The organism is Halomonas sp. 5021 (genome assembly GCF_036663435.1).
Taxonomy (GTDB): domain Bacteria; phylum Pseudomonadota; class Gammaproteobacteria; order Pseudomonadales; family Halomonadaceae; genus Vreelandella; species Vreelandella janggokensis.
The window spans coordinates 48,507-68,640 of the sequence record NZ_JAXOVU010000005.1; the positions used below are offsets into that span (position 1 = coordinate 48,507).

At 58.2% G+C, this 20,134-nt stretch carries 19 protein-coding genes; 14 read left to right on the plus strand and 5 right to left on the minus strand.

What is annotated here, in order from left to right:
* Positions 1-7: 7 nt before the first annotated feature.
* The 4 genes from R3F64_RS10135 to R3F64_RS10150 form a co-directional block, all read right to left on the minus strand.
* Positions 8-1,300, minus strand: a complete 1,293-nt coding sequence (locus R3F64_RS10135) for a TRAP transporter large permease (RefSeq protein WP_085917332.1) — start codon at positions 1,298-1,300, stop codon at positions 8-10.
* A gap of 2 nt (positions 1,301-1,302) precedes the next feature.
* Entirely contained in the window at positions 1,303-1,818 is a 516-nt protein-coding gene (locus tag R3F64_RS10140) for a TRAP transporter small permease (protein WP_332611256.1), read from the minus strand.
* A 70-nt stretch (positions 1,819-1,888) separates the two neighbouring features.
* Positions 1,889-2,863 (minus strand): TRAP transporter substrate-binding protein, encoded by a 975-nt coding sequence (locus R3F64_RS10145; protein ID WP_332611258.1) that lies wholly within the window; start codon positions 2,861-2,863, stop codon positions 1,889-1,891.
* 62 nt (positions 2,864-2,925) lie between these two features.
* On the minus strand, positions 2,926-4,215 hold the full coding sequence (locus R3F64_RS10150; protein ID WP_332611260.1) for a ribulose-bisphosphate carboxylase large subunit family protein: 1,290 nt from the start codon (positions 4,213-4,215) through the stop codon (positions 2,926-2,928).
* Between the two features lie 131 nt (positions 4,216-4,346).
* On the opposite strand from R3F64_RS10150, the gene R3F64_RS10155 reads away from it, so the two are divergent.
* Together R3F64_RS10155 and R3F64_RS10160 are read left to right on the plus strand one after the other, a co-directional pair.
* A complete protein-coding gene (locus R3F64_RS10155) occupies positions 4,347-5,393 on the plus strand; it encodes a LacI family DNA-binding transcriptional regulator (protein ID WP_085917334.1) in 1,047 nt (348 codons plus the stop codon).
* Positions 5,394-5,417: 24 nt separating this feature from the next.
* Positions 5,418-6,749, plus strand: coding sequence for a four-carbon acid sugar kinase family protein (locus R3F64_RS10160; protein ID WP_332611262.1), 1,332 nt, complete (start codon positions 5,418-5,420; stop codon positions 6,747-6,749).
* Between the two features lie 148 nt (positions 6,750-6,897).
* On the opposite strand, the gene R3F64_RS10165 is transcribed toward R3F64_RS10160, so the two are convergent.
* Entirely contained in the window at positions 6,898-7,578 is a 681-nt protein-coding gene (locus R3F64_RS10165; RefSeq protein WP_264826577.1) for a GntR family transcriptional regulator, read from the minus strand.
* 343 nt (positions 7,579-7,921) lie between these two features.
* On the opposite strand from R3F64_RS10165, the gene R3F64_RS10170 reads away from it, so the two are divergent.
* The 12 genes from R3F64_RS10170 to R3F64_RS10225 are packed head-to-tail and all read left to right on the plus strand — an operon-like array spanning position 7,922 to position 20,123.
* A complete protein-coding gene (locus R3F64_RS10170) occupies positions 7,922-8,920 on the plus strand; it encodes a TRAP transporter substrate-binding protein (protein ID WP_268900859.1) in 999 nt (332 codons plus the stop codon).
* A gap of 8 nt (positions 8,921-8,928) precedes the next feature.
* The gene (locus tag R3F64_RS10175; protein WP_085917338.1) at positions 8,929-9,495 is read left to right on the plus strand and encodes a TRAP transporter small permease; all 567 of its coding nucleotides are present in this window, start codon (positions 8,929-8,931) and stop codon (positions 9,493-9,495) included.
* Positions 9,492-10,772 (plus strand): TRAP transporter large permease, encoded by a 1,281-nt coding sequence (locus R3F64_RS10180; RefSeq protein ID WP_085917339.1) that lies wholly within the window; start codon positions 9,492-9,494, stop codon positions 10,770-10,772. The genes R3F64_RS10175 and R3F64_RS10180 overlap by 4 nt, the downstream gene beginning before the upstream one ends.
* A gap of 18 nt (positions 10,773-10,790) precedes the next feature.
* Positions 10,791-12,164: an amidohydrolase family protein gene (locus R3F64_RS10185; RefSeq protein WP_332611264.1), complete on the plus strand. Its 1,374-nt coding sequence runs from the start codon at positions 10,791-10,793 to the stop codon at positions 12,162-12,164.
* 11 nt (positions 12,165-12,175) lie between these two features.
* The gene (locus R3F64_RS10190) at positions 12,176-12,928 is read left to right on the plus strand and encodes an aspartate/glutamate racemase family protein (protein WP_199285010.1); all 753 of its coding nucleotides are present in this window, start codon (positions 12,176-12,178) and stop codon (positions 12,926-12,928) included.
* Positions 12,925-13,377, plus strand: coding sequence for a DUF3830 family protein (locus R3F64_RS10195; RefSeq protein ID WP_199285011.1), 453 nt, complete (start codon positions 12,925-12,927; stop codon positions 13,375-13,377). The genes R3F64_RS10190 and R3F64_RS10195 overlap by 4 nt, the downstream gene beginning before the upstream one ends.
* The gene (locus R3F64_RS10200) at positions 13,374-14,105 is read left to right on the plus strand and encodes a maleate cis-trans isomerase family protein (protein WP_268900856.1); all 732 of its coding nucleotides are present in this window, start codon (positions 13,374-13,376) and stop codon (positions 14,103-14,105) included. The genes R3F64_RS10195 and R3F64_RS10200 overlap by 4 nt, the downstream gene beginning before the upstream one ends.
* Positions 14,102-15,553 carry a dihydropyrimidinase gene (gene hydA / locus R3F64_RS10205; RefSeq protein WP_085917343.1) on the plus strand — a complete coding sequence of 484 codons (1,452 nt, stop codon included), beginning with the start codon at positions 14,102-14,104 and terminating at the stop codon, positions 15,551-15,553. The genes R3F64_RS10200 and hydA overlap by 4 nt, the downstream gene beginning before the upstream one ends.
* The gene (locus R3F64_RS10210) at positions 15,541-16,029 is read left to right on the plus strand and encodes a tripartite tricarboxylate transporter TctB family protein (RefSeq protein WP_085917344.1); all 489 of its coding nucleotides are present in this window, start codon (positions 15,541-15,543) and stop codon (positions 16,027-16,029) included. Before hydA ends, R3F64_RS10210 begins: the two co-directional genes overlap by 13 nt.
* Positions 16,026-17,576 carry a tripartite tricarboxylate transporter permease gene (locus R3F64_RS10215; protein WP_332611268.1) on the plus strand — a complete coding sequence of 517 codons (1,551 nt, stop codon included), beginning with the start codon at positions 16,026-16,028 and terminating at the stop codon, positions 17,574-17,576. The genes R3F64_RS10210 and R3F64_RS10215 overlap by 4 nt, the downstream gene beginning before the upstream one ends.
* Positions 17,573-18,556, plus strand: a complete 984-nt coding sequence (locus R3F64_RS10220) for a tripartite tricarboxylate transporter substrate binding protein (RefSeq protein ID WP_332611270.1) — start codon at positions 17,573-17,575, stop codon at positions 18,554-18,556. Before R3F64_RS10215 ends, R3F64_RS10220 begins: the two co-directional genes overlap by 4 nt.
* A 58-nt stretch (positions 18,557-18,614) precedes the next feature.
* The gene (locus R3F64_RS10225) at positions 18,615-20,123 is read left to right on the plus strand and encodes an amidohydrolase family protein (protein ID WP_309782649.1); all 1,509 of its coding nucleotides are present in this window, start codon (positions 18,615-18,617) and stop codon (positions 20,121-20,123) included.
* Positions 20,124-20,134 lie beyond the last annotated feature (11 nt).

Here is a 20,134-nt window from a genome sequence, read left to right on the forward strand (position 1 = left end):
TGCTGCCCTAATTGAGTACCAGGTTGGGTAGAAACATGACGACTGCTGGGAACAGGATGATGATCAGCAATACCGCGAAAAGCGGTATGTAGAACGGGAGTATTTCCCTCACCAGACCCGAGAACGGCATGCCTGTGATCTTCTGTATCGTGAACAGCACAGTGCCGACAGGCGGTGTGATCAAGCCGATCATCAGGGTGAAAATCATGACCACGCCAAAATGCACGGGATCGATACCGTATTGCATCACCACCGGCACCAGTAGCGGGGTCAGCAGGAACAGCGCCGGAACTGAATCAATAAAGAGCCCGATCAGGAGGATGAACAGGGCCAGCAAGAGCAGCAGTCCGAGTGGGTCGGTCACCGTTGCCAGCAGAAAATCCGCCACCAGCGCGGTCACCTGATAACGTGCCAACACCCAGCTATAAAGCGCACTGCCGGCGATGATAAAGAGCAGCGCGGCGGTATCAATGGCGGTGGCGCGCAGAATATTCAGGAACTCGCGTATGTTGATCGAACGATAGACCAGAAACGAGATGATCAGGCAGTAGATCAGCGCTACCACCGACGCCTCGGTAGGGGTAAACACGCCCGAGAGAATCCCCACGATGATAATCAGGGGGGTTAACATTGGCAGTGCGCCCCGCGTGAGGGCGAGAGTAAACTCGCTGAAACGGGCCCTTGCCCGCGTCGGGAAACCGCGCCGATGAGAGATAATGGCGACCATCACCATCAATCCTATGCCCATGAATAGCCCGGGAATGATGGAAGCCAGAAAGATGGCGGCAATCGAGGCATTGGCCAGGGCGCCGTAGATGACAGCGGGGATGCTGGGTGGGATGATCGGTCCAATAGTGGCCGAACTGGCGGTAACGGCGGCACTGAAGCCAGTCGGGTAGCCGTCGTCCTCCATCGCCTTGATTTCCAGCGCCCCGAGTCCGCCGGCATCGGCAACCGCCGAGCCGGACATGCCCGCGAACAGCATGCTGGCGACGACATTGACATGACCCAGCCCACCCTTGAAGTGGCCTACCATGGTGCGGGCGACATCGAAGACACGGTCCGAGATGCCGGCGCTGTTCATCAGGCGGCCAATGAGCAGAAAGGCGGGGATAGCCAGAAGGGTAAAGCTGTTGACCCCGTATAGTGTCCGCTGTGAGATCATTTCCATGGGGATGGCGTCAAAGCCACGGGTATAGCCCAGTACAAGGGCCGAAGAGGCGATCATGGCGAATGCCACGGGAACCCCGAGCATCAGCAGAACGATCAAGCCAACGAACATGATGACGAAAACTTCCATGGTCAGTCACTCCTGCCATCTTCGATGGTGGGTTGGAGGGTGCCCATGAGACGCTGGTAAAGTTCACCGAGCAGGAGCGCGATCATGAGCAACGCGGAAATCATCTGTATGAGGTAGATGTAGGAAAAGCTCATCTGAAAGGTGCTGGCCATGATGCCGGCCGTTCTGTCCATCATGTTCCAGGCTCCAGCGACGAGCATCAGCAGCACCAGCACGCAGATCACATCCGCTACGCTGGCGATGATGTTGCGCACGGAAGGGCTCAAGATGTCGGTCACGATGGTGATGCGAATGTGTTCCTGGTAGCGCAGCGCGAGCACTGACCCCAGGAAAATTTCGGCCAGGAAGAGATAGCGCGAGGCTTCATCGGTCCAGGACACGGCAATGCCCAAGGCATAGCGTGAGATGACTTGAACAGCCATGATGATCAGCATCAGCGCGAAAGCTGTCATCACAACCCCGGTCAGCAACTTCCAGAACAGATCAAGTGCACGGGTAACGCGTTCCGAGATTTTCACGGGCGCCTCCGGGTGATGTGCATCGGAATGGGTGGGCGAACCGCCGAAATTAACGGTTCGCCCTTTGCGATTACTCGACGAGTGACAAGACGTAGTCACGCACCGCAGGATGATAGCTCTCGGCAATGTCGCGAATCGCGGGTTCGGCTGCGCTGCGGAAGGCGGCAACATCCGGCTCGACGACGGTCATGCCGAGTTCCTCAAGCTCCGCGTAGAGGTCGGCCTGGCCATTGGCGACCATGTCGTTACCCCAGCTGGTCGCTTCATCGATCGCACCGATGATGATGTCGCGATTCTCATCGGAAAGCCCTTGGTAGAAGTCCTCGTTCATCAGCCAATGGAAGAAAGAGTAGACATGCTCGGTGCGGTTGATATGGCTCTGTACCTCGTAGAGTTTGCCGGCATGGATCAGGTCAACCGGGTTTTCCTGCATATCGATCACCCCGGTCTGCAGCGACGTGTAAACTTCGGGCCAGGCGATGGGGCTGGGCAGGGCGCCGATTTCTTCCCAAATCTGGATCCAGGGCGCGATCTCGGGTACCCGCATGCGCACCCCTTGAACGTCTTCTGGCGTTTCGACTGGGAAGTTGGACGTCAGGTTGCGCGGATTGCGTGCGGAAAGTCCGACCAGACGCATGTTGCCGTTGGCGATAAGCTGTTCGTTGAGCAGTTCGCCGGTCTCGCCGTTGTAGACCTCACGGGCCTCTTCGCTGGAGCCGTAGACGAAGGGCAGGTCGGCGGCGGCAAATTCCTCGGCATATAGGGTCATGGGCATTGAGCCACCCAGGGCGATAGCGTACTCGCCGTAACTGGCGCCCTCGAGGTGGTCACGTTCGCCGCCCACTTCGGTCCCCAGCAGGGTGATCGAGAATTCGCCGTCGGTCTTTTCTTCGATGCTCTCCTTGAGCCGTTCGCCCACCTTGAACATGGGATGCGACGGTTCGACGTGGATGGCAATGGCCAACTCCTCGGCTGAGGCCGTTGTTGTCGTGCCAAAGGCCGCGAGGCCAACGAGGAAGATGCTGCTTGCTGTTATTGTCTTCATGGTACTTACCTCTTTGATGTCGTAGTGGCGTATTGATGTTGTTATGGCGTATCGGTGTTGCTTCATCCTGAAAACGGGCGGCTAAAGGCCCGCAACGCGACCGCAAGGTCGGGTTCCTGTTTAGCGTATTCCTCCAGCGATATTCCGCGGGAGGTGGCGTCCCAGGCGGCACGAATTCCGCGGCAGCCAGAGGCGACTCCATCGGGGTGGCCCATGATGCCGCCGCCGCAGGTGTAAATGAGATCCGCCGACTTGAGTGCCGCGAACGTAGCGGGTACCTGGTGGATCGTTTGTGCCGACGAAAAAACCGGCATTGCACAATCGTCGCGGTCCGGCGCTTCGAGCAATGGGGTCAGGCAGGCGCGGGCGGAGTCGATCACCGAGGCATCGGCCTCGGCAAACTTGCTGCCGAGACCGTTGACGTGCAAGTGATCGGCACCGGCCAGGCGCAGTAATGTCTGGTAGGCGCGGTAATCGATGCCCAACTGCGGATGGCGGTAGAAAAGGCCCCACCCATTGCGGTGACCATGAATCGGTAGCTGGGCATGACGCCTCAGTGCCGTCAGCGACCCCATGCCGATCCAGTTGACGCTGGCCATGACACAGGTACCCCCATGGTCGCGGACCAGGTCATGGCGCTGGCGCATTTCATCGAGGTCGCCAGTGATGTTGAAGGCATACATGGGCTTGCGCCCGGTACGTTGAGCGTGTTCCTCGATCACTCGCATCACCGCAGGGACCCGCTCGGCTAACGGCGAATAGGGGGGATCTGCAATCAGCTCGTCATCCTTGATAAAGTCGATGCCGGCTTCCACCAGTTGCTTGACCAGTGCGGCGGTTTCCTCGGGGGATAGGCCTACACTGGGCTTGATGATGGTACCCACCAGCGGGCCCCGGTCGACGCCTGCCAAATGCCGCGTGCCGGAAACCGAAAACTGGGGGCCGGGCATTGCCTTGATGAACGCATCGGGCAGTGCGATATCCGTCAACCGGAAGCCGGAAAGTTCCCGTAGCTCAGTGAGGTTGCCAAGAATCGTCGCCATCAGGTTGGAAAGGCTGGCCCCGATATTCTCGAGCGGCCATGACAAGGTGACATCCGCCTGCTGGTAAGTGTCACCGGATAAACAGCCAGGCAGTGAGGGCGTATCACATGCCGTCAGCGCGGTGACCGCGTCTACCCTGGCGGCATGGCGTTCGCGCAGGGCATCGGTTTCTCCGGCCAGCTTGAGGAAAGTGCCGGAGGACTGCTCGCCAGCCATCGCCAGGGCCGCCCGCTCTGGATCAAGCGGCGTTTCGATGCGGTAGCTGGCGCTGATGCGCGGCATTTCAACTGAAGATGGCTGGCTCGCCATTTGCGTACTCCTCACCAACTGGTTCGAATGGCTATTCAGAAAGCTAGCACTGGTGATTTGGTAGCGCTACCATTTTTTTCATCATAGGATAAACTTCCAGGAACGCAAACTGGGATAGATAGGAGAAGGGTATGTCAACCAACAAGACGGGCGTGCGAGAACGTCGACGTCATCAAGGTGATAACCGTGTCACGCTCAAGGACGTAGCGAGGGAGGCAGGGGTCGCGCCGATCACTGTGTCGCGCGCCCTGAATACGCCCGAGAATGTCTCTGCCGGTTTGCGTGAGCGTATCGACAATGCCGTGTCCGCACTGGGCTATGTTCCCAATCTGATCGCCGGCGGTCTGGCCTCGGCAGGTACCCGAGTGATTCCGGTGGTGGTGCCGTCACTGTCGATATTGACCTATATCGAGGTAATCCATGGCATCCAGCAGACCCTTGAACCCGCTGGTTATCAGGTGCTGTTGGGCTCCACCGATTTTGACCTGGAACGCGAGGCCTCCCTGGTCGATACGGTGCTCGGCTATTCGCCTTCAGGGATGATCATGACCGGTCTCCGGCATCGCGAGAGCGCTGAACGTCGGCTGAAGGCCTGGGGACGACCTGTGGTCGAGATCATGGAGTTGGGCGAGACCTGCATCGATATGAACATTGGGGTTGAAAACACCGAAGCGGGGGCCTGCATGGCCAGGCATCTGGTCGAGCAGGGCTATCAACGTATTGCCTTTCTGGGAACTGGCATGGCGCACGATTATCGTGCCCGCCTGCGGTATGAAGGGCATCGTCAGGCATTGAAGGCAGCTGGGATAGAAAGTGACGTGCTATTTCAGGATGACCAACCTTCGTCGTATGAGGTAGGGCGGAAACTGTTTCTCGAGGCGTTGGACGCACGTCCTGAACTGCAGGCGTTACATTTCGCCAACGATAACCTGGCGGCCGGGGCCATTCTGGAAGCCAATCGGATTGGCGTACGGGTGCCCCAGGATATCGCCATCGGTGGATATCTGGGGTTGTCGTTGGGTGAGCACCTGACGCCACGCCTGACAACCGTGACCGTGCCCCGCTACGAGATGGGCGTAGAGGCCGCGAAAATGCTATTGGCGAAGCTGGAGGGCGGATCGCCCGCTTCATCGAGAGTTGATATAGGCTACGAGCTCAAGGTGCGAGAGAGCACCTGAGCAACCAGGAAAGAGGGGCTAACAATGACAAGACCACTGGTTGCCTTTTATGGCGACGATTTCACCGGTTCGACGGAAAATTTGGCGCAGTTCTGCCGCCATGGATTTCGTGGGCGACTGTTTTTCTCCACTGCAGCGCCCGAGACGATCTTTGACATGGCAACGGAACTGGATGTGGTAGGGCTGGCGGGGACGGCTCGTGGGTTGACGCCGTCGGCAATCACCGCCGAGGTCGAGCCGGCCCTTGCAGTCATCGAGTCGATCGCCCCCAGGCTAATGCAGTTCAAGATCTGCTCGACATTCGATTCATCACCGACGGTGGGCAGCATCGGGCATGTAATGGAGCTGGCCCGTCGGCGCTGGCCGGGCTGTGCTCTGCCGGTGATGCCCGCTACCCCGGACTTCGGGCGATACACCGCATTTTCCCACCTGTTCACCCGCTACCAGGGCGAGATCTGTCGGTTGGATCAGCATCCAGGCATGGCGCATCACCCCTCGACCCCGATGAACGAGGCGGACTTGCGTCGTCATCTGGCTTCGCAGACGACAATTGCGTCGGCGGCGGTCACACTGCTCGACTATCGTCAGGCGGGCGGCGGCTGGGAGACATTGTGGTCGGCCGTTGAGTCAGAGCGTTTCGTGGTCCTTGATGCCACCAATCAGTCCGAGCTGCAACACGCTGCCGAGTTGATCCTGCGCCTGGCCGAGCACCGTCCTACGCTCGCGGTTGCTGCCCAGGGGCTGGCAGATGCCGTGGGCCGTTCCTTGACCCGCGATACGGTGGAGCGCCACCCGTTGCCGACCACCTATCAAGGCGTGGCGCGGTTGCTGGTGCTATCCGGCAGTTGTTCCCCCCAGACCCGCATGCAGTTGGCGCATTTCGAGTCGCAGGGCGGTTGCGTTCTACCACTGCAGCCCGAAGAGGCGATGCGCGATGCGCCTGGCGTGGCCCGACGGCTGTCCCGCCAGGTGATGGCTATGTTCCGAGAGGGTCGTGATGTCGCTGTGGCGACCACGCGCAGCGACACGGATGTCATTGCTGACCTTTCAACCGAGCGACTGGCGACGGTCGTTGGCGAGGTTTTCGCTCGACTGACCCGCGAGCTGAGAGAGGCAGGCGATCTTCATCGTGTTGTTTTTGCGGGTGGTGATACCTCGAGCCATGCCATGCGGCAACTCGGGGCAGATGCCCTGGAACTGGTGGCCTTCGATGAGGCTCAGGGAGGCCATCTGTGCCGGCTGGTAGCCACCGACTCGCCGGTCGACGGGCTGGAGGTAGTACTCAAGGGCGGCCAGATCGGCGGGGAGGAGCTACTGGTGCGCGTCAAGCGCGGCACGGCCTATCCCGATGCATGAGGGAGACGATGATGTATCCGGTCCGACCAATCTGTCTCGAAAACAGCTTGGCGAAGTGTCATGACGGACGCCTTAATTGCTTCCGTACGGTGCCTTTTGGGATAGATGGAAGGGTGTATGATCTATGAGGGCATACAGCGCTGCTTCTCTATCCATAAAGTGCTTCCCAGTGAATGCCACTTTCAACTTGCTGATCCAAATGAAGTGCCTGCTCAATGTGATGTAAGTGATGCAGCATCAAGTCGATGGCTCGTTCTTCATCACGTTCAGCTATCGCGTCCACAATCATGGCATGCTCATCTTCTGGACAAGCGGGCGTCTGAGGCTCGTCGAAAAGAGCAATAATCAAGCAGGTCAGAGGACAGAGTTCCGCCATCAGTTTTTCAATGAAGCTGTTACCGCTAAGGCGAGCCATCAACATATGAAACTGGCCTGACAGCCGAATGATGCGCCGCCGATCTCCAAGCCGGCGTGCCTCGGTTTCCTCTTCTAAATGAGCCCGCAACTGTGCCAGGTCGTCGGCGCAGGCGCGCTTGATGACATTACGTACGATCTCCGGCTCTACCAATCGACGGGTGACAAAAAGGTCTCTCGCCTCGTCGGCCGTGGGGCGCGTCACGTAGGCCCCCTTGTTGGGGTGCAGGGTCACAAGCCCGTCTTGTGCCAGCAATGTCAGTGCCTGACGAATCTTCGTTCTGCTCACACCGAAAGCACTGGCTAGTTTTTCTTCCACTAATTTGATGCCTGGGGGTAGCCGGTGCTCCATTACCGCATCCGTTATCCGCTCGGCTATCTCATCAATGGCAAGTTTTGCAAGGGATGTGTCCATAAAGGTTCCTGTATTTTCACTAGCCGTAAGATACGTATGAATGGGGTCGGCTTTCAATCAAAAGTGCGTCTGGTACGACTGCACTGTTAATGGGCGTTTGCATTTTTATCGCACAAAATGAGTGCGATATATTTTCAAAAATATTGTATGCAATATTGTATTAACTATTTTAAATAATATAAAGAACAATATTATTATCCTTTATATTCATTTATTTACGACAATAAATGGCTGATGTCGGTGTGATGAAAATGGGCTTGGCATGCTAGTTGCTGACTTAATCTCAGGTGGCCGAGCTCTGAGTGCCCAGGCTGTCCTTACTAAAACGGCTGGAGATTTCATCATGTCCCATAGCAAATTTTTGAAGGCGGTTCCTTTTTTGGCGGCGGGTATGCTGCTGTCACCCTCGCTCCTGGCGGCGGAACAACTGCGAGTGGCAGGTAACTTTCCGACGGATCATTCGGTCTCTCGCGCCATGGAAATATTTAAAGAGTATGTCGAAACGGAGTCCGAGGGCGAGATCGAGGTCGATCTTTTTCCCGCTATGCAGTTGGGCGGTGCAACCGAAAACGTTGATCAGGTGCGCTCCGGTAGTATTTTTGCGGTCTTTACGTCGATTGCTTACTTCAGTAGGACCGTGCCGGACTACGAAGCCGTCAGTTTGCCTTTCCTGTTCGACAGTCGTGAGCAGGCCTTTGAAGTTATGGACGGTCCCGTCGGTGAGCATCTGGACCAGGAGATGGCAGAGCTCGGCTTTGTCAACCTGGGTTACGGCGAGCTCGGGTTCCGCCACGTGACGAATAATTTGCGCCCGATTACGTCGGTTGAAGACTTCGAGGGCATGCGTATTCGTCTGCAGCCCAATGAGGTCCACCTTCAGACGTTCCGAGCTCTGGGGGCTAATCCGCAATCGATGGATGTGTCAGAACTCTACTCGGCCCTTCAGCAGGATGTGCTTGATGCACAGGAGAACCCCTACAACATTATCGCAAGTCGTCGCTTCCATGAGGTCCAGGATTATCTCTCGGACAGTGGTCACTTTTATGACTTTATCAACGCGGTGGCGAACAAGAATAGCTATGACGCCCTCTCCGATGAACATCGCATGCTAGTGGACGAGGGTATGCAAGCGGCAATGGAGTGGCAGCGTGAAGCGGCTGCGGCGGAAGAAGAAGAGTGGCGTCAGATGCTTATCGACGAGGGCATGGAGTTTACATCGATCCCTGATGAGTTGCGCGCCGAACTTCGCGAGGCGACCGCAGGGGTGGCGGATACGCTTGCCGAGCGGGTCGATCCTGAGTTCCTCGAGCTGGTGATGCAAGAAGCTGAAAGCGCTAAGTGAGACGAGCTATGACGCCTTCTTCCTCTGAAAATCGCCATGATGAAAAACGCGGGTGGGGGCCAATGCCCCCGCCGGTATCTAAACGCTTTAGTTACTTTAAAAAGCTGATCGAGCAATTGGATGTCGCCACTTACTGGGCTGTTGTGGTGGTAATGGCGTTGATGACTGTCTTCATCTCTTTGCAAGTTTTTTGGCGCTATGTCTTGGGTTCATCAATAGATTCAGCCAATGAACTATCAAGGCTGTTCTTTGTTTGGGCAATTTTTTTGGCCATTCCCCACGGGGTGAAACACGGCGTTCATGTCGGCATTGATCTGTTTGTCATGATGATGCCGGAAAGACGGCGAGAGCAGTTGTTTCGACTTACCGCAGGCCTGTCAGCATTGCTGATGTTGATGGTGATGGTAGGCAGTTACACGGCAACTGTTGATGGCTGGAATCAGTTGATGCCGACGTTGCCCGTCACTTCTTCTGTTTACTTTATCGCCGTTATGGTTTGCGGCGCCCACGCTTTCCTCCATCTGACATTGCTCGCTTGGGGCGGTTCGGCCACCTGGGAGGTCAATAGACCATGACTTGGTTAGCTATCAGCCTGTTTCTCGGATTGGCGGTATTGGGTATGCCGCTGGCCTTTGCCATTGGGGTGGGGGCTTTGGCATCACTTTTCCTGCTTGATTTTGAATTGGTCGTGATGCCACAGCGCATGATGCATGCCGTCAACAGTTTTCCCTTGATGGCGATACCCCTGTTCATGCTGGCCGGTGAGCTGATGGTAAAAGCGGGCATCATGGATCGTCTTATTGCTTTTGCCAATAGCCTGGTGGGCCGCATGCATGGAGGGCTCGCCCACGTGACCATCACATCAGGCACCATTTTTGCTTCGGTAAGCGGGGCAGCCGTTGCCAGCGCCAGTGCGATGGGCAGCACATTGGTCCCGTCACTGCGCAAATATTATCCTGATGCGTATTCGGGTGCGGTTATCGCGTCGGCGGCTAACCTGGGGCCTGTCATCCCACCCAGTAATGCCATGATTGTTTATGCCCTGATGGCCGGCTCATCCGTGTCAGTGGGTGGTCTCTTCATGGCCGGCATCGTCCCTGGCCTCATGCTGGCCGTGGGCTTCATGGCCATCGCGAGCTGGATTTCCTGGAGACGTGGCTACGAACTCACGGGTGAGTCTTTCAATCTGTGTAATGTGGCCCATCAAGCCCGGCGTGCCCTAGTCATTATCATGATGCCGGTCATCGTGGTAGGTGGCATTGTCGGCGGTGTCTTCACGGCGACTGAAGGGGCGGCCATTGCGGTTGTTTATTCGGCATTCATCGGCTTTGTCGTGACTCGCCGTCTTCATTTTGCCGATCTTCCCGGGTGTCTTTACCGGGCCGCGGTGACGTCAGCCATGGTGGGGGCGTTGATAGCGTTCGCCTCCGTACTCACCTTCGTTTTCACCATCGAGATGGTGCCGGTGATGCTGTCGTCATTCATCCAGTCATTAACTAGCGATCCCTTGACGTTCATTCTGCTGACCATGGTGTTGCTGGTGGGGATCGGCATGCTGGTCGAATCCAACGCGGCCTACATCATGCTGGTGCCCCTGTTTGCGCCCGTGGCGCTTGTCTACGGTATCGATCCTCTCTATTTCGGCTTTTTGTTCATGTACAACCTGGTGGTCGGCATGATGACGCCGCCTGTTGGAGTGCTGTATTTCGTGATGAGCGGCATTACCAAAGTGCCGATGATGACACTCGTCAAGGAGTCGCTGCCTTTCGTAGCGTTTCAGTTTGCGATCCTTGGTCTGTGCATCGCCTTTCCCCCGATCGTTACCGGTCTTCCTCGTTTACTTGGCTACTGATGGCTCCAGGAGTAATAAATGGAAACACCGCCTTTATTTAATGCGACCTATCCCGCCGACCTGGTGATCCATGGTGCCCGAGTCATCACGGTCGATCCGGTCCTCGGGGAAATCGAGCGTGGTCGTATCGTCATCCATGCGGGTCGGTTGGTCGAAATCGGCCCCGACGATCCTGCCAAGCCGCTACCTCCCGCCCGTCGAACGCTTGACATGCAAGGTCGGGTTGTTACCCCGGGGTTCGTCAATGTGCACACCCATACCATTCTCAGCATGGTGCGCGGCGTCGCCGAGGATATGGGATTTGCCCCGGCGTATACCCCGGGGGTACCCCATGGCCATGAGGTCAGTGAAGAAGAAGCGGTGGCTCTGGCCCGATTGGGCGCGGCAGAAGCCCTGTTGTTCGGCTCTACACTGATCAACGATAGCTATGTCCACGCCAACCATACCCTGCCTGCAATGGGCGAGCTCGGTATGCGGGTGATTACATGCGGTCGGATACACGATGTGGACTTCAGCCGGGTGCATGAAGGTATCTGGGAGCACCGAGCCGAGATCGGCGAGACGACATTGGCCGACGCCGTCGCGTTGCATGATCGCTGGCAGGGCGGCATGGACGGTCGGCTGGGGGTTGAGCTGGCTGCGCATGCGCCGGATACCTGCTCCAAAGAACTGCTGACGAAAGTGGCAAAGACAAGCGAGGCATTGGGCGTCCAGGTCAATGGCCACCTCTCCCAAAGTCTCAAAGAGAATCGTCGTGTTCAGGAGCGCGACGGCATGAGCCCGACCGAGCTGCTCGATGACGTCGGTTTGCTGGGCTCTCGGTTCACCGCGGCGCACTGCATGTATGTCAGCGATAGCGATATCGCAAGAATTGGCGCCACGGCGACCAATATTGCCCATGTACCGCGAGGCAATGCGACCGGTGGTCGTATTGCCCCGACGACGCGTCTGCGTCAGGCCGGTGCGAACCTGGCGCTGGCCACTGACAACATGCACGCCGATATGGTGGAGGTGATGCGCTGGGCGCTGATCATGGGGCGCGTCCAGGAGGGCGAAGTCAATGAGACGTGGCAGCCCCATCATGTCGTCGAGATGGCAACCCTGGGAGGTGCCAAGGCACTCGGGCTCGACGCTGAGCTCGGGTCACTCACGCCTGGCAAGCGCGCCGACCTGGTGGTGTTTGACTTCCGTCGGCCACACCTTGTGCCGCTAATCAATGCGATGGGCAACCTGGTTCACACGGCCCAGGGGCGAGATGTGGAGTATGTGGTTTGCAATGGCGAGGTTGTCGTTGAAGGCGGTGAGCTGAGCCGTGCCAATACATCAGTCTTGCTTTCTGATGCCCAGGGCGCCGCTGAAGCGCTTTGGCAACGCGCCCGGGCGCAGGTGTAAAGGAGAGCCTGATGAAGCTTTTGATTGTCAATCCCAATACGTCTCACAGTGTTACCGAACTGATTGGTAATGAAGCCAGGCGCAGCGCATCGCCTGAGACCGAGCTGACATTGCGCACCGCGACGTTCGGCGTGGCTTATATCGAGACGCGGGCGGAATCGGCGATCGGTGCCTACGCCGTCATGAACGAGCTGGCCGAGCATTATCAGGGTCACGATGCTGCCCTGGTCGCGGCCTTTGGGGATCCCGGCCTGGAGGCTGCCCGGGAAATGCTGCCGATCCCGGTCGTCGGGCTGACGGAGAGTGCTCTCATGAGTGCCGCGATGCTCGGTGGCCGCATCGGGATTGTGGCCATTTCCCGCCGTATTCGCACCTGGTACAGCGAAACCGTCGATCGTTACGGCATGGCGTCACGGCTGGCGGGTATCCGTTGCCTGGACGAGCCCCTGCATGACATTGGCGCCGTGCAACAGGAGAAAAGTGAGCAGCTGGTGGCGCTATGCCAGGCAGCCGTGCATGAAGATGGCGCAGATGTGCTGATCATTGCCGGCGCGCCGTTGGCCGGTCTGGCGCGCCAGGTAGAAAGCCATATTCCTGTGCCGATCGTTGATGGGGTGAGCTGCGCGGTTCGCCAGGCCGAACTGCTCACGCGGCTGAATCCGCGCCCCGCAGAGGCAGGCAGCTATGCGGCACCGCCGACCAAGCCTTGTCAGGGCCTCTCGAGCGCTTTGGCGGCGCTGGTGGGGCGCGAGTCGATGTCATGAGCCATTCCATTTATCAACTTCGCATGAGCAGCCGAGAACTGAGCTTTATCGCCGAGACGCACCCTGACGCGCCATGCAGTGTCGATGCCCTGTTACGCCTGTTGCCCTGGCAAACGCAGATGGTGCATGTGCGGTGGAGTGGGGAAGGGGTTTGGGTGCCGCTTGGCGATAATGACTTTCAACTCCCCTGGGAAACGCCCACCCGCTATCCGGCCGTCGGCGATGTGCTGTTTTACCCCGGTGGCTACAGCGAGACCGAGATTCTAATGGCGTACGGTCCCTGTGCGTTTGCCAGCAAGCTTGGACCGATTGCTGGCAACCATGTCATGACGATCATCAAGGGCATCGAACAGTTGCCGGAACTCGGTCGTCGCTGCCTCTGGGAAGGGGCGCAGCCGTTGACGGTGACGCTTCTCGAATCCTCTGTCCATCAGGAAACCACACCATGACCCGTATCCGCTTCGGGGTGCTGACGCCTTCGTCGAATACTGCGTTGGAGCCGCTTACTTCTGCCATGTTGAGCCAGCTGCCCGACGTAAGTGCCCACTTTTCCCGGTTTACCGTCACCCAAATCGCCCTGAGTCAGCAGGCGCTTGGTCAGTTTGATAACCAAAACGTGCTCGTGGCGGCGGGCATGCTCGCCGACGCCCGCGTCAACGTGGTCGGCTGGAGTGGAACCTCTGCTGGCTGGCTGGGGTTTGACCATGACGTCACGCTCTGTCGACGCATCAAGGAAGAAACCGGCATTCCGGCAACCACGTCGATGCTGGCCCTCAACGAGATTCTCGAGACCTATGAACTGCAGCGCTTCGGGCTGGTGACGCCCTATACCGGCGACGTGCAGACCCGAATTCGCTCCAATTACCGCGATGCTGGTTTCGAGGTGGTCGCCGAGGACCATCTCGGCATCAGTGAGAACTTTGCTTATGCCGAGGTCTCGCCGGAGACCCTCACGGCACAGGTCAGGCGAGTGGCCGAGGCTGGCGCGCCAGCCATTGTGGTCGCGTGTACCAATTTGTATTCCGCGCATCTGGTCCCTCAGTGGGAGGCTGAATTTGGGGTGCCGGTGCTCGATACCACCGCCACCGTGGTGTGGAAAATGCTGCAAATGACGGGGCAGGGCAGCGTTCCCGTGTCTGGCTGGGGCCGACTGATGCAAGGAGAACTGGACCAATGAATGATTTTGATAAGGTGATTCGTCATGCTCGCTGCGCCACGGCGGCGGATGTCTTTGAAGCCGACATCGGTATTCGTGACGGCATTATCGTGGCGTTGGGCAAGGGGTTGGCGGCCGGTCGGGAGGAGATCGATGCCGCCGGCCGGTGGGTCTTGCCCGGTGGCATCGATGGCCATTGTCATTTGGATCAGCCGACATCGGACGGCTCTCGCATGGCCGATGATTTTCTGACGGGCACTCGCTCGGCCGCCTGTGGTGGTACCACGACGGTGTTTCCTTTTGCGCTGCAGAAGAAGGGGCAGAGCCTGAGGTCAGCGGTAGACGACTACCATCGACGCGCTGAGGGAAAGGCCTGCATCGACTATGCCTTTCACCTGATCGTGACTGACCCGTCTCCTGAGGTGTTAGGGGTCGAACTGCCTGCGCTGATTCGTGAGGGTTACACCTCTTTCAAGATCTACATGACCTACGACGATCTGAAACTGGCTGACCGGGAGATCATTGATGTGCTGGCTGTCGCTCGAGAAAACGGCGCCATGGTCATGGTGCATGCCGAGAATGCGGACTGCATTGCCTGGTTGACCGAGCGGCTTCTGGCTCAGGGGCATACGGCACCACGCTATCATGCCGAGGCACGTCCCATGCTGGTCGAGCGTGAAGCCGCGCACCGGGCCATTGCCTATGCCGAGTTGGTCGATGTGCCGATTTTGATCGTCCATGTGTCCGGCCGTGAGGCCGTTGAGCAGGTGCGCTGGGCGCATAGTCATGGCCTGCGGATCTATGCCGAGACCTGTCCGCAATACCTGTTTCTGACGGCGGATGACCTGGGGATCACGGATGACGAGACGCATGGCGCCAAGTGTATCTGCAGCCCCCCACCCCGGGATCGCGCCAACCAGCAAGTGGTCTGGGACGGTCTCGAGAGTGGGGTCTTTCAGGTGTTTTCCTCTGATCATGCCCCCTTCACCTTTGCCGGCCCCGAGGGCAAGTTTGCCGCAGGCAACGATGCCAGCTTTGATCGTATTCCCAACGGCATTCCGGGGTTGGAAACCCGCATGGCGCTCCTTTTCAGCCATGGCGTCGAGACCGGTCGTCTGTCTATTCAGCAGTTCGTGGCCCTGACGGCCACGAACGTGGCACGCATGTACGGCCTTTATCCGCGTAAAGGCTCGATTGCGGTGGGCGCGGATGCGGATCTTGTGATTTGGGATACCGGGCTTGACCGCAAGATCCGTAATAATGACCTGCATCACGCGGTGGATTACACCCCCTATGAAGGTATTCCGGTGAGTGCCTGGCCAGCTACCACGCTGTGCCGCGGTGAGGTGGTGTGGCGCGATGGTGCCTATGCGGGGGTGGCAGGCCGTGGGCAATTCCTGCGCTGTGATTTGCCGGGACCGGCACGCCCCAAACCCAGACCCGCAGGTGGCAGCCCATGGTCGACCTGATGAACACGGTGCTTTCGCGTCGCTCCACTCGGCTTCTTGAAACGCTGATGGGGTTAGGAACACTTGCCGCCGGGCTGGTCTTCCTTCGCATTGTGCATGCCCCGACGGCTCCCTACGGTGATCCTGGTTATATTGGCTCGGCTGCCTTCTTTCCTGGACTGATGGCGCTTCTGGTCGCGGCCCTTGGCGTTGTGCTGATGCTGATGGCTTGGCGACCTCAACCGCCAACACCCATCAAAACCGGGAGAACGTCCCGCGCGCTGTCGGCTTACGTTTTGATGGTCGTTGTGGCCATCGGACTGCCGTGGTTGGGAATCTGGCTGACCAGCATGCTGGCAGTTCCGCTGCTGGCGTTGCTGTTTGGCGAGCGGCGCTGGTACATCCTGTTGATACTTGCGATTGTGCCGCCAGTGCTTGTTATCCACCTCTTCGAGGGCGTGATGGGAATCTACTTCCCCCGAGGAGGCTGGCTGTGATCGATTTTTCGATTCTCCAGCAGGGCTTGGCCATGCTGGCATTGCCATGGACTTTCCTGGCTCTATCGGGAGGGTTGGCGGGAGGCATCCTGATCGGCGCATTACCAGGGCTTACGGCGACCATGGCGGTCGCCGTCCTGGCGCCTTTTACGTTCTTCATGGACGCCACCATTGGCATACCGTTCTTGCTCGGGATCTATAAAGGGGCCATCTACGGTGGGTCGATCCCCGCCATTTTGGTTAATACCCCGGGGACGGCAGCTGCGGCGGCCTCGGCGCGAGACGGCTATGCACTGACGCTGCAGGGTAAGTCCCGCAAGGCGTTGGAGTTGAGTCTGTTCAGCTCTGTCGTGGCCGATCTTATGGCGACACTGGTTTTGATTGTGGTGGCGATTCCGCTGGCATCGATCGCCATTCGCTTTGGTTCACCTGAATTCGCACTGCTCTATCTCATTGCCCTCACCATGATTGCAACCGTGAGCGGCGGGAACGCAGCCAAGGGGTTAGCGGCGGCCGGCTTGGGTCTGCTGGTGGCGTGTATCGGGCTGGATCCAATGTCTGGCTATCAGCGGTTTACCTTTGGCAATATCGATCTGCTGGCGGGAGTCTCACTGATTCCCTTGATGATCGGCATGTTCGCGCTCAGTGAGATATTGATGCAGCTGACGCATCCACCAGAAGGTCAACAAACGGCTGGCGACGTTGAGCATGGTGGAGAGCGGCTACGTTGGGCTGAATTCTGGGTATTGCGGCCGACGATTCTGCGTTCGACCTCACTAGGCACCTTTCTCGGTTCGCTGCCGGGGCTCGGCGCTGAAATTGCCTGCTGGATCGCCTATGGTCTGGCGCGGGGCCGCTCCCGTGAGCCCGAGCGCTTTGGTGAAGGGTCGCTTGAAGGCCTTGCCGCTGCCGAAGCGGGTAATAATGCCGTGGTCCCTTCAGCGCTCATCCCCATGACCGTTTTCGGTATTCCAGGCGACACCATTACCGCCGTGCTTATCGGTGCCCTCATGGCTCAGGGAATGATGCCAGGCCCACTGCTGATACAGCAAAACCCCGGTTTTCTGTTTGGTCTTTTTATGGTGCTTTTGGTGACCAACCTCCTGTTGTTGGTGTTCGGCCTATTCGCCATTCGCTGGCTAAAGCAGGTGACGCGTATCCCGCACGCTGTGCTCTATCCCTGTGTTTTGCTGCTCTGCGTTTGTGGTGCTTATGCCGTCAATTCGAGCACTTTTGATCTTCTGATTCTGGTGTTTGGGGGTGGGGCGGGGTACCTGATGCGCCGTACCGGCTTTCCCATCGCGCCATTGATCATCGGTTTGTTGCTGGGCCCGGGTTTCGAGAGTGCATTACGTCAATCCCTGGTGTTCTCCAACGGTAGTCTGGCGATCTTTTGGTCACGCCCGATCAGTCTTGTTCTTCTCTGTCTTCTGGTCTTGGTCATTGCCTTTCTGGCATGGCGAGGGCTGAAGCCCAAGGGCGCCACTCTCAGGCTCCCATGGTCCCGTCGCAAGAAGCCACATAACGCCAACGGAGGCGACTCATGAACCATAAAACTCTTCCTCTCACACTTTTATCGGCATCCCTGGCTGCTGCCAGTCTCACTGCTGCCAGTCTCACTGCTGCCAGTACGGTGCTGGCACAAGAGAGCCACCTTCCCGATGAACCGATTCGTTTTGTCACCCCGTATCCTGCCGGAGGGTCCCACTCACTTCATGCCGGCATCATCACGGCCGTAGGCGAGGAGTTTCTTGGGCGCTCGCTCATCTCGGTGATTCGCGGTGGCGGCGGCGGGGCAGTGGCCGCCGCAGAAGTGGCCGGTAGCACGCCCGATGGCACCATGCTGCTGTTCGGCGATCCTACCATCAACTCGCTACGGCCTCAGGTAGAAGATCTGCCCTATGAAATGGATGACTTCGTGCCTGTCGCGCGCATCAACTATAGCCCCGCTATCTTTGTGACCACTCCGGAGCAGCCCTTCCAGACCATTGGTGAACTGGTTGAGCATGCGGGTGATCATCCTGATGAAGTGATTTATAGCTCCGACAACCGCAACGGCTTTACCTATACAGTGTTCGAGATGCTGAAAGGCGCCGCCGATGTTGAGATGCGCGGTGTGGAATTGGGCGGTGGCGGCCCAGCTGTGACCCAATTGTTGGGGGGCAATACCATGGCCTATGCTGGCGCGCCCAGTGTCGTCGGTGAACATTTGGAAGCGGGCACGCTAACGGGTCTGTGTGTGACCGATATCGAGCGCCAGGAGGCTTATCCGGATATCCCGACGTGCCAGGAAGAGGGCTATGATGTTGTCTTTCAGTTCTGGCGTGGCGTGATGGCGCCGGCGGGTACGCCCGATGAGGTAGTGGCCGAGCTTAGCGATGGCTTCGAGCGCATGACCCAGAACGAAGGGTTCCTGCGGTTGATCAGCCAGATTGGCTCTGATATCCAGTTTCAAGGACACGAAGCGTTCGCCGAGTCGCTGGCTGCCGAGCAGGCTGCCCTGCGCGAGGCCTATCTGGGCGAGTGATCTATCATACTAGGGAGACAGCCGATGCCCCCTAACGGGGGCATCGGCTGTAGGTGCTATGACCAAACTGACATTGCTGGGGCTTAGGGCGCTGGCCGAAGATGGACTTCATGTGCTTCCAGCGCCTGTCGATATCGTTATTGAAAACGGCGAGATACGCGACGTTCGCCCAACGGGCAGCGCCCCACCTGAAGGTGAGCCCGTAGATGCCCGGCATACGTTCGCAGTACCGGGGTTTCTCAATGGCCATCATCATTCCCATGAAAACTTTCATAAGGGGCGTTACGATCGTTTGCCGCTTGAGCTTTGGATGAATTATGTGCGTCCAGCTAAGCCGTTGCCGCTCACCGCTGAAGATGTCTACCTGCGGACCTTGGTGGGCGCCAGTCAGGCGCTGCTCTCGGGCACCACCTGCATCGTCGATGACTTCAACGCCTCGCCGGTGCTGCATCCAGAACATATCGAGGCGGCGATGTCAGCCTATGAGGACATTGGCATCCGCGCATTGCTGGGACCGACGCTTTTTGATGTTCCTTTCCATCAGAGTGTGCCCTTCATCCACGAGGAGTGTAGCGACGACACGTTGGCCAGTTTGGCAACCGTCAAGGCCACGCCTCCCTCCGAGTACCTGCGTTTTGTTGAAGAGCTCGCGGCGACTCGCCATCCAGATGTAAACCGGGTTGGCGTCCTGCTGGCGCCTTCAGCACCGCAGCGCTGTAGCGATGGTTTTCTGCGCCAGGTGCGCGAACTTGCCGACGCTACCCAATTACCGGTAATCATCCACGTTCAAGAGACGCGCCTACAGGCCGCTTCCGCCTGGCATGAACGCGGGAAAACCCTGTTTCAGCACCTTGACGATCTGGGGTTTCTGGCACCCGGTACGTCCTTGATTCACGCCGTGTGGCTAACGCCTGACGACATTGCACGTATTGCCAGAAGTGGTGCTAGTGTTCAGCACAACCCTAATAGCAACTTGAAGCTGGGCTCTGGGCTCATGCCGATGCGTGCCTTGCTGGATGCAGGCGTCAATGTGAGCCTGGGAACAGATGGCTGTGGCTCCTTGGAGTCCACCGACATGTTGCGAGTTGTATCTAACACGGCCTTGATACATAAGTTACGCGGCAACGACTACAAACGTTGGATTGGCGCCGAAGAGGCACTTTATGCCGCCACGCAGGGCGGCGCCAAAGCCCTTGGCATGGAAGGCCGGCTAGGACGGATTGCACCAGGTCAGCGCGCCGATCTGGTGCTCTATCGTCTGGATGGTCCCGCTTTTACGCCGCTTAATGATCCTCTACGTCAGCTGGTGTTTGGTGAGAGTGGTGCGAGTATCGATTCGGTCTTTGTGGAAGGTGAACGCGTTGTGGCGGATGGCCAACTGACGCGGCTTGATCAGCGCGCCATTTCTCGGCGGATCGAGCAGGCAATGACACGACTGAGACCTGCCATTGGCGAGGCAGAAAAACAGACAGAAAGGCTTCGTCCCGCCTACGAGCGTATCTGGTCACGCTGCCAGTCCCTTCCTTTAGCACCTGGCACCTTGTCGGCTCGACTGGACGATGTGTGAGCGAGGCATGG

Coding starts and splice junctions, on each gene's coding strand:
- R3F64_RS10170 (WP_268900859.1), top strand. CDS start 7,922: ATGTCCCATAGCAAATTTTTGAAGGCGGTTCCTTTTTTGGCGGCGGGT.
- R3F64_RS10175 (WP_085917338.1), top strand. CDS start 8,929: ATGACGCCTTCTTCCTCTGAAAATCGCCATGATGAAAAACGCGGGTGG.
- R3F64_RS10220 (WP_332611270.1), top strand. CDS start 17,573: ATGAACCATAAAACTCTTCCTCTCACACTTTTATCGGCATCCCTGGCT.
- R3F64_RS10155 (WP_085917334.1), top strand. CDS start 4,347: ATGTCAACCAACAAGACGGGCGTGCGAGAACGTCGACGTCATCAAGGT.
- R3F64_RS10185 (WP_332611264.1), top strand. CDS start 10,791: ATGGAAACACCGCCTTTATTTAATGCGACCTATCCCGCCGACCTGGTG.
- R3F64_RS10225 (WP_309782649.1), top strand. CDS start 18,615: ATGACCAAACTGACATTGCTGGGGCTTAGGGCGCTGGCCGAAGATGGA.
- R3F64_RS10180 (WP_085917339.1), top strand. CDS start 9,492: ATGACTTGGTTAGCTATCAGCCTGTTTCTCGGATTGGCGGTATTGGGT.
- R3F64_RS10210 (WP_085917344.1), top strand. CDS start 15,541: ATGGTCGACCTGATGAACACGGTGCTTTCGCGTCGCTCCACTCGGCTT.
- R3F64_RS10195 (WP_199285011.1), top strand. CDS start 12,925: ATGAGCCATTCCATTTATCAACTTCGCATGAGCAGCCGAGAACTGAGC.
- R3F64_RS10200 (WP_268900856.1), top strand. CDS start 13,374: ATGACCCGTATCCGCTTCGGGGTGCTGACGCCTTCGTCGAATACTGCG.
- R3F64_RS10160 (WP_332611262.1), top strand. CDS start 5,418: ATGACAAGACCACTGGTTGCCTTTTATGGCGACGATTTCACCGGTTCG.
- R3F64_RS10150 (WP_332611260.1), bottom strand. CDS start 4,215: ATGGCGAGCCAGCCATCTTCAGTTGAAATGCCGCGCATCAGCGCCAGC.
- R3F64_RS10190 (WP_199285010.1), top strand. CDS start 12,176: ATGAAGCTTTTGATTGTCAATCCCAATACGTCTCACAGTGTTACCGAA.
- R3F64_RS10135 (WP_085917332.1), bottom strand. CDS start 1,300: ATGGAAGTTTTCGTCATCATGTTCGTTGGCTTGATCGTTCTGCTGATG.
- R3F64_RS10145 (WP_332611258.1), bottom strand. CDS start 2,863: ATGAAGACAATAACAGCAAGCAGCATCTTCCTCGTTGGCCTCGCGGCC.
- hydA (WP_085917343.1), top strand. CDS start 14,102: ATGAATGATTTTGATAAGGTGATTCGTCATGCTCGCTGCGCCACGGCG.
- R3F64_RS10165 (WP_264826577.1), bottom strand. CDS start 7,578: ATGGACACATCCCTTGCAAAACTTGCCATTGATGAGATAGCCGAGCGG.